The sequence below is a fragment of the Allobosea sp. P4_H5 genome, assembly GCF_056400825.1.
Map to the genome: position 1 here is coordinate 267,777 of NZ_JBFUKM010000010.1, position 12,044 is coordinate 279,820.

The following is a 12,044-nucleotide window of genomic DNA, read 5'->3' on the forward strand; positions in this document are numbered from 1 at the left end:
TCTGCGTCAGCGCTGGCGTGCCGCGGCCCCGGTCGCTATCAACCTGCCGAGATTTTCGCAATGGAGCGCCCGCGCATGTCCGATACCACGCCCGTGCGCCGGCATGGCCGCTTCTGGCTCTACGCGCCCTTCGTGCTGCTGGCGCTCCTCGCCGCCGGCTGGTCGGGCGTCTGGGGCTTCGCGCGCAGCAAGGTCGACCAGGAACTCGATGCCGGCATCGCCCGCGAGGCACGGGCCGGCCGCAATTGGACCTGCCGGGACCGCAGCGTCGGTGGCTATCCCTTCCGCATCGAGGTGCGCTGCGCCAGCTTGACGCTGACCTCCTCGCGTTGGGGTGACGAGGTGAAGGTCGACGCCGGGCCGGCCGTCGCGGTCGCACAGGTCTGGACGCCCGGCCACATCATCCTGCAGATGACCGGGCCGATGCTGGCCAACCTGCCGCAAGGCCGCAAGGCCGCGCTCGACTGGAAGGAACTGGCCGCGAGCCTGCATCTCAGCGGGCTCGCCTTCGAGCGCTTCTCGCTGGTGCTGGGCGAGCCGGTGCTGACCGTCACAGAGCCGGGGCAGGGTGCCGCCGAGACCTGGCGTGCGAGCGCCGCCGAGGCGCATCTGCGCCCCAATCCACAGCGCTTTGCCAGCGACGGCACGGTCGATCTCGCCGTCAACGCCAAGGGCGGCGTGCTGCCGGCGCTGGAGGTGCTGATCGGCAATGGCCAGCCTGCCGATCTCGATCTGCAGACCAGCCTGTCGCGCGCCCCGTCCTTCCGGCGCGGCTTCAACCCCGATGCGCTCGAAGCCTGGCGCACGGCCGGCGGCATCCTGGATGTGACCAAGCTCGTCCTGGTCAAGGGGCCGACGCGGCTGGAGGCGAGCGGCCAGGTGACGCTCGACGAGGCGCACCGGCCGGCCGGCAAGGTCGTGGCGGCGGTGGCCGGCGTCGACCGCATCGCCGGCATCAAGGTCGGCGGGCTGACAGCGGGGCTCGGCGCCCTGCTCGGCGGGCGCACCGGCGATGGCGGGCAAAGCAATACGGCGGCAGGGCTTTCGCCGCTGCCGCCGCTCGTCCTGCGCGAGGGCAGGGTCTTTCTCGGCCCGCTCAGGCTGCCTCTGCAGCCCTTGCTGCCGCTCTATTGATCAGGCCGCGGGCAGGGCCGCCCGCGGCGCCTCGATCTTCACCAGCGCCTTCTTGACCGCGTCCTGCACCTTCTCGAAGGCGCGGACCTCGATCTGGCGGACGCGCTCGCGCGACACGCCGAACTCCTCGGAGAGCTCCTCCAGGGTGATCGGGTCCTCGGCGAGGCGGCGCGCCTCGAAGATGCGGCGCTCGCGGTCGTTCAGAACGCCCAGCGCCTCGCGCAGCGCCAGATGGCGGTTGTCGCTCTCTTCCGAATCGGCGAGGCGGCGCTCCTGGCTCTCGCTGTCGTCGACGAGCCAGTCCTGCCACTCGCCCTCGCCATCCTCGCGCAGCGGCGTGTTCAGCGAAGCATCGCCGCCGAGGCGGCGATTCATGTCGATCACGTCCTGCTCGTTGACGCCGAGCTTGGTCGCGATGGTCTTGACCTGATCGGGCTTGAGATCACCCTCGCCCAGTGCCGAGATCTTGCTCTTGGCCTTGCGCAGGTTGAAGAACAGCTTCTTCTGGTTGGCGGTGGTGCCCATCTTCACCAGCGACCAGGAACGCAGGATGTACTCCTGGATCGAGGCCTTGATCCACCACATCGCATAGGTCGCGAGCCTGAAGCCCTTGTCGGGCTCGAAACGCTTGACCGCCTGCATCAGGCCGACATTGCCTTCCGATACGACTTCGCCCATCGGCAGCCCGTAGCCGCGATAGCCCATGGCGATCTTGGCGACGAGGCGTAAGTGCGAGGTCACGAGCCTGTGCGCCGCGTTGCGGTCGCCATGCTCGCGCCAGCTCTTGGCCAGCATGAATTCCTCATTCGGCTCCAGCATCGGGAACCGACGGATCTCGTCAAGATAACGTGAAAGTCCGCCCTCCGCGGACATGACGGGCAACGACGCAGTCGCCATGCTCGTACTCCTTTCCGGCTCCCGCTCTGCGGCGAGCCAACCACCCGATGTTCCATCGGGCAGGATCGTTCGGTGCTGTGCGTTGACGACGACCTTCGCCCTGTCGCCCGCGATGACACCCTAGCGGCGCCCCTTTAGCCATCCGCTTTCGCAACGCAGTATAGACGATGCGAGGGTGGCGGAAAGTGGGCGGCGCAGCAAAAATCGGTCACAGGATCGAGAGTTCTGCTTGCAAACGTGCAAAGTCAGCCGGTGGTTCCGACTCGAAGCGCAATTCCTCGCCGGTGACCGGATGCTCGAAACCGAGCAGGCGCGCATGCAGCGCCTGACGGCCGAGATCGGCGAGCGCGGCGCGGGCTTTCTCGGGCAGGCGGCTCGCCTTGGTCATGAAGCCGGAGCCGTAGAGCTGGTCGCCGAGCAGCGGGTGGCCGATATGGCTCATATGGACACGGATCTGATGGGTGCGGCCGGTCTCGAGCTGGCATTCGACCAGGCTCGCCAGCGCCTCGACCTCCTCATGGCCGCGCAGCAAGGGCGGATAACGTTCGATCAGCTCAATATGGGTGATCGCTTCGCGGCCGCGGCCTTCGCCAACCACCATCATCTTCTCGCGATTGCGATTCGAGCGCTCGATCGGAGCGTCGATCGTGCCGGTCTGCCGGCGCGGCGAACCCCAGACCAGAGCGAGATAGGCCCGTTCGAGAGGGCCGGTCCGGCCATGATCGGCGAACTGCTTGGCGAGGCCGCGATGCGCCCTATCGTTCTTGGCGACGACGAGCAGGCCGCTGGTGTCCTTGTCGAGCCGGTGGACGATGCCCGGCCGGCGTACGCCGCCGATGCCCGAAAGGCTCTCGCCGCAATGGGCGATCAGCGCGTTGACCAGCGTGCCATCCTCATGGCCACCGGCGGGGTGGACGACGAGCCCGGCCGGCTTGTCGATGACGATCAGGTGCTCGTCCTCGAAGACGACGGTGAGCGGGATGTCCTGACCGATCGGCGCGGCGGGCTTGGCCTCGGGCATGACGAGGGAAAGCCGCTGGCCGGCGGCGACCTTGCGGCTGCCATCGGCGACCACCACCCCGTCGATGCTGACGCCGCCTTCCTTGATCACCTGCTGCAGGCGGGCGCGCGAGACCTCGCCGCCGAGCAGAGCAAGCGCCTTGTCGAGGCGCAGTCCGGCCTGCTCGGGCGCGATGACGAGTTCGGTGGCGGTGGATGAGAAAGAAGATGAGGATGTGGAAGCGGTCATGAGGGTTCTATAGGCGCGCTTGAAGAGAACCGCATCAGGCGCTGTCGTCGGTTCAGAACATTGGTCGCCTGCGACGCTCTCACAAGGAAAGTCTTAGCACACTGCGAGAGTGCACGAGGGCGAGGATCAGGATTCCTGGCGGCGCTTCTTCATAAAGGATGATGTGGGATGCGTGCTCGTGGCGACGTACGCCTGGTCCGATCGATCTTGCTTCACGCCCCATTCGTGGGTTCGCGGCAAGAAGCTCGAACGCGTGTTCAAGGCTGGTGGCGTAGGTTTCCGCTTGCCGCGCGCCAAACCGATCGTATCCGTAGACGAAGATATCAAAGAGATCGTTCCTGGCGCGCCGCGTCAGGCCGTAGCTAGGCCCGCCCTCCACGCTTGGCCTCCACCGCAGCCTTTGCCTCGGCCAGGATGGAAGAAACACTCTGCTCAGTCACGCCGCTCGCGCGCGCGTCGGCCACGATGCGCTGCAAGTCCGTGAGCGTCAGCTCGGCATGGGCGGATCGCTCACGATCACGGCGCACGAGATCGCGGACATAGTCACTGGTGCTTGCGTAGTCGCCCTGCCGGATCCGGGCCTCGATCCAGTCTTTCATCGGATCAGGCAGTGAGATGGTCATAGTCGCCATATTGGCCTCCATTCCGGGCCAATGTAGCATTCCTGTGATTATTTCACAAAAATTCCTATGTGCGATTCAGCTGCGCCGAGACTCAGCAGCGGTGTTGCGACACTAGCTGAAGATCCGGAAGCGGCCCTTGGTCTCGCCCGGCGCCTGCTGCTCCGGGCCGGGATCGTCGGGCGCATGCGCGACCGGAAAGATGACCGGAGCAGGCTTGGCCTGCTGCGGCGCCGGCTTGGTCGTTGCCGGAGCGATCTCGACGACGGGCTCAGCCGGCGGCGGAGTTGGTACGACGGGCGGTTCCGCTTTGGTTTCAGCCTTAGGCTCCGGCTTCGCCTCGGCCTTCGGCTGCTCGACCGTCACGGGAGGAGCAAGCCCGGCGGCGGCGCGAACCGTCACTGCCTCCGCGACCTCCGCCTTGCCTTCGAGCAGCGGCGCAGAGGGGTCGTCGAGATCGGCGAGGACGTCGTCGTCCAGATGGGAGCCCTGGCTGCCGAGCGTTGCCGGCGGCACCGTCCAGACGAAGGCGTCGAGCCGGCCCGAGATCGGCGAGATCGGCAGCCACTGGTCGGAGACGAGCCCGTCGGCGACCCAGGCGGCGTCGCGCGGGGCGCGGGTGGCGCGCGCCAGCCATTCGCGGACGCGGCCGGTGGCGCCGTGCTCGGCCTCCTCGAGCTCGGCCATCAGCAGGCAGGCGCGGACCGAGGCGCCGCCGGCGAGCAGCGGCTTCAAGGTCGTACGGGCGTGGGCGAAGTCCTGAGCATGGATGGCGGCGCCGGCGAGCGCCAGCACGCCCTCGGGATCGGCCGGCCTGAGCTTGGTCAGCGTCTCCGCCCGGGCGAGGCGGTCGCGGGCGCTGTCGCCGGGACGGACATCGAGATAGGCGCCGGCGATGTCGGGATGCGAGACCTGCTTCCAGGCCGCCTCCAGCAGGCGCGCCGCCTTCTTGATGTCGCCGCGCTCGGAGAGCATCCGGCCGGCGAGCGCCGCGGCCGGGGTGAGGCCTGGTGCGAGCTTGACGGCTTCGAGCGCCGCGGCGAGCGCCTTTTCGGGCTCGCGGTCCTTGGCCTCGAGCGCTTCGGCGGCGAGGAGGACGGCGCGCTGGCGCTTGGCCTCGCCCTTGTCGGCAAGGCGCAGCGCAGCGCGGCGCTCGACCGCGGTGCGAGCCGCCTGCCAGTCGCCGGCGGCGGTGTGGAAATCGAGCAGGGCGTCATTGGCCCAGGCAAGCGAGGGCGAGCGGCGCACCGCGTCGTCGGCGAAGGCGCGGGCGGCGGTCATGTCGCCGCGCCGGCGGGCTTCGACGAAGAGGCCGCGCAGGCCGAGCACGCGCGTCTCCGGCTTGTCGAGCATCGCCTTGAAGGCGGCCTCGGCCTGGCCGCGATCGCCGGAGAGCTGGGCCGATTGCGCTTCGAGCAGCAAGGTCAGCGGCTCGTTGGCAACGAATTTGCGGGCATCGACGGCATGGCGTCCGGCGGCGATGGGATCGCCTGCGCCGATCGCGACCATGCCGCGCGAGATCGCTTCGAAGCCGCGGGCTCGGCGCCGGGCTCGCGAGGCGAAGCCGAAGGCCGTAGGCAGCCCGAAGACGAAGCGTATCACCGCCCAAGCGACCAGAGCGAGGAAGGCGAGCACGACGACGCCGATCGCCGCGATCGCGACGCTGGTCTCGATGCGGTAGCCCTGCCAGAGGATCGAGACCTCGCCCGGCCGGTCGGCGAGCCAGACGGCGCCGGCGGCGAGGGCGGCGATGACGAGGAGATAGACCAGTACGCGAACCATCGGGATCTATCCTCTCAGCCTGCCGTGCCCAGCGCCGCGACCGCATCCTGCGCGATGCGGTTGATCGTCGTCTCCGCGCTCGCGCGCTGCTTCAGCGCCGCACCGAAGGCTTCGCTGCCGCGCCGCGCCGGCTCGGGCAATTGCGTCCAGAGATCGGCCGCCTTGACGACGTTGTTCTGGGCGAGCGCACCCTCCAGCCGGATCGGCAGGGTCGCAGGATCGCTGGAGCCGGAGTCACCGACCGGACGGATGGTGACGATGCGGCTGGCAAGGCCGAGCAGCTTGTCTTCCCAGCTGTTCGCTGCCGGCGTGGTCTCGCGCACGAACAAAGCGTGGTGGCTCTTGAACTGCGCCAGCAGCTTGTCGCGCGTCGCGACCCCGGTGCCGGCGACGGCGGCGAGCGCCGTCTTCTGATCGGCCGGGATATCGCCGAGCGCGGTAAGATCGGCCTGGAAGGGCCGGCCGGAGCCGATCGCGTCGCGGATGCGCTCGGCCAGGACGACGCGCGCCGCGGCGAGTGCCTGCCTGCTCGGCTGGGCGGCGCTCCTGGTCGCGGCCTCGACGCCGGCGAGGCGCTGGCCGAGCGTCGCGGCCGCATCGCGGGCGGCAGCGGCGGTGCTGTCGGCGCGGTCGAGCTTCTCGTTGAGCCCGGCGGGGATGGTTGCGCCGGCAGGGGCGGTCTTGGCCAGCTCGGCGAGCCGGGCGGCATTGGCCTGCGCCTCGCTGCCCGCCTTGGCGGCGCTTTCGGCCGCCGCCGCCGCCTTGCGGTCGATGGCGCCGATCGCGGCGCTCTGCGCCTGCAGGCTCTCGACGCGCCTGGTGAGCTCGGCCAGCCGCGCGCCCTCATCGGGACCGGCCAGGCGTAAAGCCAGCAGCACCAGGCCGGCGCCGATCACCCCACCGGCGAGGCCGGCGAGTGCGACGGTCGGCAGGCTGTAGCGGCGCTGCTGCTCGGGCACCGGCGGCGGCGTGAACTCCTCAGGAAGCGCCTCGGTCGGCAAGACCGCTTCGGCGGCGGTCTCGATGCGTTCGGCTTCGGCTGCGGTCGTAGCCGAGGCGGCAGCCTCCACAGGCGGCGTCTCCACGGCCTGGGTGGCAGCAAGCTCGATGGTCGGCGGCGTCCGGCCGGAGCGATTGCGGCGCTTGCCGGTCTGGCCTTGGTCGCTGCTCGGTCCCGCCGTCATCTCGTCCTTGTCCGCCTTGTCGTCCGCCGCTGCCGGCTCCTTAGCATCGCCGGTCAGCAAAGTGCGAGCGGGAAGCTGATCAAGCGCGGCGAAGAGCGCGGCCTCCTCGGGATGCTCGGCGACGAGCACGGTGTCGGACCCGGCCGAGATCAGCGGTGCGGCGATCGCGGCCGAGAGCGCCAGCTGCGGCAGGGCCTGCGCCTGCTCGGTGAGCCCGGCCTTGCCAGCGAGGTCGAAAAAGACCTCGGCGCTGCGCGGCGAATAGTGCAGGGCGGCATCGGCCGAGCCGTCGCGCAACACATCGGCGGCAGCAGTGGGCAGGGCCTCGACCGCCTTGGCCTCATAGGCGGTCCAGATCGTCACCTCGTGGCCGGCGTCGCCCAGTTGCTGCGGCAGGTCTTCGTGCCGGTCGCGGCCGGCGACGAGGAGCAGCTTCTGGCCCTTCGGCAACTGTTCCAGAATCAGCGCCAGCAGCTCGGCGCGCCCACCCCTGGCGCTGTGGGCGGTGAAGCCGAGCTTGCCGGCAGCGTCCGCAGTGCGCGTGCCGACACAGAATGCGGGCAGGACGCCGCGCCAGCTCTTCGGCAGGCCCTCCAGCGCCGGCACGGCATTGGCGCTGGTCAGCACCAGCGCGTCGAACGGTCCCTTGGGCGGCTTCTCGCCTGTTGGCAGGACCTGGAACAGCGGCGCGACCACCGGGTCCTTGCCACGCTCGCGCAAGCTCTGAGCGCTGCGCTCGGCATCCTCAAGCGGTCTGAACACCAAAACGCGCATATCGTCTCCTCGGGCGGGCTCAGGCCGGATCGAAGCTGCCGGGCTGGATACGGACGCGAGATCCGCGCCCGATCCTCGCTCCCTGCGCGGCCTCCGTGACGGAACCAAGGCATTCGCCGACAAGGATGGCGTAACCGGCGATCGGCATGTCCGTCATGTGCTGCGAGGTCTCCGGTTCTGTGCAGATGGGCCGGCGCGGGGCATTGGCCTTCTCCTTCATGCAGCACTATACGGAGGAAATCCCCGCGCGAAACCGCGCACCTCGGCGGCAGCCCGGCGACCAGTGCCGATGCCCGCCCAACACCATGACGAGCATGCGAGTTCTGGGCATAGAGACGACTTGCGACGAGACGGCCGCCGCGATCGTCTGCGTCGAACGCTCCGGCGAGGCCAAGATCCTGTCGAACGAGGTTCTCAGCCAGATCGCGGCGCATGCCGCCTATGGCGGCGTCGTGCCCGAGATCGCGGCGCGTGCCCATGTCGAGGCGATCGACCGGATCGTGGCGCGCGCCTTCGAGAGCGCTGGTATGAAGCCGTCCGAGATCGACGGCGTTGCTGCAGCGGCCGGGCCGGGGCTGGTCGGCGGCGTCATGGTCGGCCTCACCACGGCGAAGGCGATCGCTTTGGTGACGGGCCGGCCCTTCATCGCGATCAACCATCTCGAAGGGCACGCGCTGACGGTGCGGCTGACCGACGACCTCGCCTTCCCCTATCTGTTGCTGCTGGTCTCCGGCGGGCATACGCAATTGCTCGCAGTGCGCGGTGTCGGCGATTATCTCCGGCTCGGCACGACCATCGACGATGCCGTCGGCGAAGCCTTCGACAAGATCGCCAAGATGCTCGGCCTGCCCTATCCGGGCGGCCCTTCGGTCGAGCGCGAGGCCCTGAAGGGCGATCCCGAGCGCTTCGAGTTCCCGCGGCCGATGAGCGGGCGGCCCAATCCGGATTTCTCGCTGTCGGGCCTGAAGACGGCGGTGCGGCTGGTCGCCGAGCGGATCGCGCCCTTGTCCGACCGCGATGTCGCCGACCTCTGCGCCTCCTTCCAGGCCGCGGTGGTCGACGTGCTGGTCGACCGGACGCGGGCCGGCTTGCGCGCCTGCCGTGAAGCCGGAATCAAGCCAACCTCCCTGGTCGTGGCCGGTGGCGTCGCTGCCAACCAGCAGATCCGCAACGGCCTGGTGCGCCTCGCGACCGAGGCTGGCCTGCCGATGGTCGCCCCGCCGGCGGCACTCTGCGGCGACAATGGTGCGATGATCGCCTGGGCCGGGCTGGAGCGCCTGCGTCTCGGTCTCGTCGACGACATGAGCGCGGTGGCGCGTCCGCGCTGGCCGCTGGACGAACTCAGGGCCCAGGCGTGAGCGCAAAAAGCCGCTACCGGACGATCGGCGTCGCCGGTGCCGGCGCCTTCGGCACGGCGCTCGCGCTCGCTGCGGCGCGGGCAGGGCGGCGCGTCCTGCTCTGGGCCCGTGATGCCGAGACCGTGGCGAGCCTGCGCGAGCAGCGCGAGGCGCCGCGATTGCCCGGCGCGAAGCTGCCCGAGGCGATCGAGCCGGTGTCGGACATCGCGACGCTGGGAAAGGTCGAGGCGCTGATCCTGGCCGTGCCGACGCAGGCGCTGCGTTCGGCCTCGACACTGCTCGCTCCAGCGCTGCCGGAAGGGCTGCCGGTGATCTCGGCCGCCAAGGGCATCGAGCAGGGCAGCGGGCGCTTCACCACGCAGATCATCGCCGAGGCGCTGCCGCAGGCGGTTCCGGCGGTGCTGTCAGGGCCGAGCTTCGCCGCCGACATCGCGCGCGGCCTGCCGACGGCGCTGACGCTGGCCTCAACCGACGCGGCTTTGGCCAAGGCGCTGGCGGAGGCGCTGAATTCCTCGGCGCTGCGCATCTATCACAGCAATGATCCGCGTGGCGTCGAGATTGGCGGTGCCGCCAAGAACGTGCTCGCCATCGCCGCCGGCATCGCCATCGGCCTCGGCCTCGGCGAGAGCGCTCGCGCTGCTCTGGTGGCGCGCGGCTTTGCCGAGCTGCGCCGTTTCGGCGAAGCGCATGGCGCCCAGGCCGAGACGCTGATGGGGCTTTCGGGATTGGGCGACGTCGTGCTCTCCTGCGCCACGGCGCAATCGCGCAATTTCGCCTATGGCCAGGCGCTGGGGCAGGGCAAGGCGCCGACTGAAGCCGCCGGCGGCAAGCTCGCCGAAGGCGCCTTCACCGCTTCGGTACTGGTCGAGATGGCGCGGGCGGAGGCGATCGACATGCCGATCGCCGAGGCGGTGTCGAGCATCATCGCCGGGAGGGTCGGTGTGCGGGAAGCAGTTGCCGATCTGCTGGCGCGGCCGGTGCGGTCGGAAAACTGAGCGGAGAGGGCGCATGGCGAATGACTGGTCCGACCTGACGAAGCGCGTCGCGCGCGGTATCGCCGAGGTGCGCAAGACCACCGGTGCCGAACTGGTGGCCGAGAGCCAGCCGGTGCCGCTGGCCGGGCGCATCGCCGGGCGGGTGATCGAGCTGCGCCGCCGGCGCGCCGAGGACACCCATCGCTTCGTGCTGATCCTGCCCTTCGGCGAAGCCGAGGTCCGCGTCGAGCTCAGCCCACAGGATTATGCCGGGTTGACGCGTGAGATGGTGCGATTCTGGAACGAGCAGGGCGAGGCGGCATCGCGGCCGCCGGTGCCCTTGAAGGAAGAGGACGAAGGCTGATGGCGCACTGGCTGATCAAATCGGAACCCTCGGTCTACTCCTGGGACGACCTGGTCAAGGCCGGCGCCAAGGGCACGCATTGGGACGGGGTGAAGAACCACACCGCCAAGCTCAACCTGATGGCGATGAAGACCGGCGACCAGGTCTTTTTCTATCATTCGAACGAGGGTCTCGAGGTCGTCGGCATCGCCGAGGTCATCAAGGAGCATTATCCTTGGGTCGAGGCCGGCCCGCCCTGGGTGCTGGTCGATTTCAAGGCGCTGAAGCCCTTGCCGAAGCCGGTCTCGCTCGCTGCGGTCAAGGCTGAGCCGAAGCTCGCCAAGATGTCGCTCGTCACCTCGTTCCGCCTCTCGGTGCAGCCGGTGACGGACGAGGAATGGGCCCTCGTCTGCAAGATGGGCGGGCTCTGACGGCTCCGATTTCCGCCGAAAGTCGCAGCAACGAAAGTGCGAGCCCGCGGCGCTTGTCGGCGAGACTTCGCGCCCTATGATGCGACCAACTTGAAAAAGGCTGGTCGGATCGCGGTGGCATCGCCGTCGCGATCTGCACGCCGGCCCTGATGACGGCCGAAGTCCGGGGAGACGCCTGTTATGACCGAGATGATCTACGATGTGCCCGCTTCCTGGGCCAAGAAGGCCTATCTGAACGACGCCAAGTACAAGAAGATGTATGCGGCTTCGATCAAGGACCCGGACAAGTTCTGGGGCGAGCAGGGCAAGCGGATCGACTGGTTCAAGCCCTATACGAAGGTCCGCAACACCAGCTACAAGCCGGGCAAAGTCTCGATCAAATGGTTCGAGGACGGCACGACCAACGTCGCCTATAACTGCATCGACCGGCACCTGGCGACGCGGGCCAAGCAGACCGCGATCATCTGGGAGGGCGACGACCCCAGCGAGTCGAAGAAGATCAGCTACGGGCAGCTCTATACCGAGGTCTGCAAGTTCGCGAACGTGCTGAAGGCCAAGGGCGTCAAGAAGGGCGACCGGGTCACGATCTACCTGCCGATGATCCCGGAAGCGGCCTATGCGATGCTGGCCTGCGCCCGGATCGGCGCGATGCATTCGGTGGTGTTCGGCGGCTTCTCGCCGGATTCGCTCGCGAGCCGGATCGAGGATTCCGATTCGAAGATCGTAATCACCGCCGATGAAGGCCTGCGCGGTGGCCGTTCCGTGCCGCTGAAGAAGAATGTCGATGCCGCCGACGACAAGGTGAAGGGCGGCATCGCGACGGTGATCGTGGTCAAGCGCACTGGTGGCAACGTCACCATGAAGGACGGCCGCGACGTCTGGTATCATGACGAGGTCGCCAAGGTTTCCGGCCATTGCCCGCCGGTCGAGGTCAAGGCGGAGGACCCGCTGTTCCTGCTCTATACCTCGGGCTCGACCGGCAAGCCGAAGGGCGTGCTGCACACGACCGCCGGCTATCTCGTCTACACCGCGATGACACATCAATACGTCTTCGACTACCATGACGGTGATATCTACTGGTGCACCGCCGATGTCGGCTGGGTCACCGGCCACAGCTACATCCTCTACGGCCCGCTCGCCAATGGCGCGACGACGCTGATGTTCGAGGGCATCCCGACCTATCCGACGATCTCCCGTTTCTGGGAGGTGATCGACAAGCACAAGGTCAACATCTTCTACACCGCCCCGACCGCGATCCGCTCGCTGATGGGCGCCGGCGAGGAACCGGTGAAGAAGAC

13 protein-coding genes are annotated in these 12,044 nt (G+C 68.6%); 6 read left to right on the plus strand and 7 right to left on the minus strand.

All coding sequences use genetic code 11. From position 1 onward, the window contains the following. The first annotated feature begins 75 nt into the window (after positions 1-75). Entirely contained in the window at positions 76-1,134 is a 1,059-nt protein-coding gene (locus AC1DS0_RS21435; RefSeq protein ID WP_476816297.1) for a DUF2125 domain-containing protein, read from the plus strand. On the opposite strand, the gene rpoH is transcribed toward AC1DS0_RS21435, so the two are convergent. The 7 genes from rpoH to AC1DS0_RS21470 all read right to left on the minus strand — a co-directional run bounded on the left by rpoH (position 1,135) and on the right by AC1DS0_RS21470 (position 7,860). Next, positions 1,135-2,031: an RNA polymerase sigma factor RpoH gene (gene rpoH, locus AC1DS0_RS21440; RefSeq protein WP_326875681.1), complete on the minus strand. Its 897-nt coding sequence runs from the start codon at positions 2,029-2,031 to the stop codon at positions 1,135-1,137. 208 nt (positions 2,032-2,239) lie between these two features. Then, positions 2,240-3,280, minus strand: coding sequence for an RluA family pseudouridine synthase (locus tag AC1DS0_RS21445; RefSeq protein ID WP_476816298.1), 1,041 nt, complete (start codon positions 3,278-3,280; stop codon positions 2,240-2,242). A gap of 79 nt (positions 3,281-3,359) precedes the next feature. Continuing rightward, positions 3,360-3,707 carry a type II toxin-antitoxin system RelE/ParE family toxin gene (locus tag AC1DS0_RS21450; RefSeq protein WP_476816299.1) on the minus strand — a complete coding sequence of 116 codons (348 nt, stop codon included), beginning with the start codon at positions 3,705-3,707 and terminating at the stop codon, positions 3,360-3,362. Continuing rightward, a complete protein-coding gene (locus AC1DS0_RS21455) occupies positions 3,643-3,912 on the minus strand; it encodes a type II toxin-antitoxin system ParD family antitoxin (protein WP_476816300.1) in 270 nt (89 codons plus the stop codon). The genes AC1DS0_RS21450 and AC1DS0_RS21455 overlap by 65 nt, the downstream gene beginning before the upstream one ends. Before the next feature lie 102 nt (positions 3,913-4,014). Then, entirely contained in the window at positions 4,015-5,682 is a 1,668-nt protein-coding gene (locus tag AC1DS0_RS21460; protein WP_476816301.1) for a heme biosynthesis HemY N-terminal domain-containing protein, read from the minus strand. A 14-nt stretch (positions 5,683-5,696) separates the two neighbouring features. Beyond that, entirely contained in the window at positions 5,697-7,628 is a 1,932-nt protein-coding gene (locus AC1DS0_RS21465) for a uroporphyrinogen-III synthase (RefSeq protein WP_476816302.1), read from the minus strand. A 31-nt stretch (positions 7,629-7,659) separates the two neighbouring features. Beyond that, positions 7,660-7,860, minus strand: coding sequence for a hypothetical protein (locus AC1DS0_RS21470; RefSeq protein WP_476816303.1), 201 nt, complete (start codon positions 7,858-7,860; stop codon positions 7,660-7,662). A 94-nt stretch (positions 7,861-7,954) separates the two neighbouring features. Here AC1DS0_RS21470 and tsaD point away from each other — a divergent pair, with 94 nt between their 5' ends. The 5 genes from tsaD to AC1DS0_RS21495 form a co-directional block, all read left to right on the plus strand. Continuing rightward, entirely contained in the window at positions 7,955-8,998 is a 1,044-nt protein-coding gene (gene tsaD, locus AC1DS0_RS21475) for a tRNA (adenosine(37)-N6)-threonylcarbamoyltransferase complex transferase subunit TsaD (RefSeq protein ID WP_476816304.1), read from the plus strand. Next, entirely contained in the window at positions 8,995-9,993 is a 999-nt protein-coding gene (locus AC1DS0_RS21480) for an NAD(P)H-dependent glycerol-3-phosphate dehydrogenase (RefSeq protein WP_476816305.1), read from the plus strand. The genes tsaD and AC1DS0_RS21480 overlap by 4 nt, the downstream gene beginning before the upstream one ends. A 13-nt stretch (positions 9,994-10,006) precedes the next feature. Continuing rightward, positions 10,007-10,336 carry a hypothetical protein gene (locus tag AC1DS0_RS21485; protein WP_152011974.1) on the plus strand — a complete coding sequence of 110 codons (330 nt, stop codon included), beginning with the start codon at positions 10,007-10,009 and terminating at the stop codon, positions 10,334-10,336. Continuing rightward, positions 10,336-10,746 (plus strand): EVE domain-containing protein, encoded by a 411-nt coding sequence (locus AC1DS0_RS21490; protein ID WP_476816306.1) that lies wholly within the window; start codon positions 10,336-10,338, stop codon positions 10,744-10,746. Before AC1DS0_RS21485 ends, AC1DS0_RS21490 begins: the two co-directional genes overlap by 1 nt. A 180-nt stretch (positions 10,747-10,926) precedes the next feature. Then, positions 10,927-12,044: AMP-binding protein (locus tag AC1DS0_RS21495; RefSeq protein ID WP_476816307.1), on the plus strand; the 1,118-nt coding region annotated here is incomplete at its 3' end.

Bases quoted from the DNA above. Each gene is read 5' to 3' on its own strand.
- AC1DS0_RS21435 (WP_476816297.1), top strand. From the start codon at position 76: ATGTCCGATACCACGCCCGTGCGCCGGCATGGCCGCTTCTGGCTCTAC.
- AC1DS0_RS21455 (WP_476816300.1), bottom strand. From the start codon at position 3,912: ATGGCGACTATGACCATCTCACTGCCTGATCCGATGAAAGACTGGATC.
- AC1DS0_RS21460 (WP_476816301.1), bottom strand. From the start codon at position 5,682: ATGGTTCGCGTACTGGTCTATCTCCTCGTCATCGCCGCCCTCGCCGCC.
- tsaD (WP_476816304.1), top strand. From the start codon at position 7,955: ATGCGAGTTCTGGGCATAGAGACGACTTGCGACGAGACGGCCGCCGCG.
- AC1DS0_RS21490 (WP_476816306.1), top strand. From the start codon at position 10,336: ATGGCGCACTGGCTGATCAAATCGGAACCCTCGGTCTACTCCTGGGAC.
- AC1DS0_RS21445 (WP_476816298.1), bottom strand. From the start codon at position 3,280: ATGACCGCTTCCACATCCTCATCTTCTTTCTCATCCACCGCCACCGAA.
- rpoH (WP_326875681.1), bottom strand. From the start codon at position 2,031: ATGGCGACTGCGTCGTTGCCCGTCATGTCCGCGGAGGGCGGACTTTCA.
- AC1DS0_RS21470 (WP_476816303.1), bottom strand. From the start codon at position 7,860: ATGAAGGAGAAGGCCAATGCCCCGCGCCGGCCCATCTGCACAGAACCG.
- AC1DS0_RS21485 (WP_152011974.1), top strand. From the start codon at position 10,007: ATGGCGAATGACTGGTCCGACCTGACGAAGCGCGTCGCGCGCGGTATC.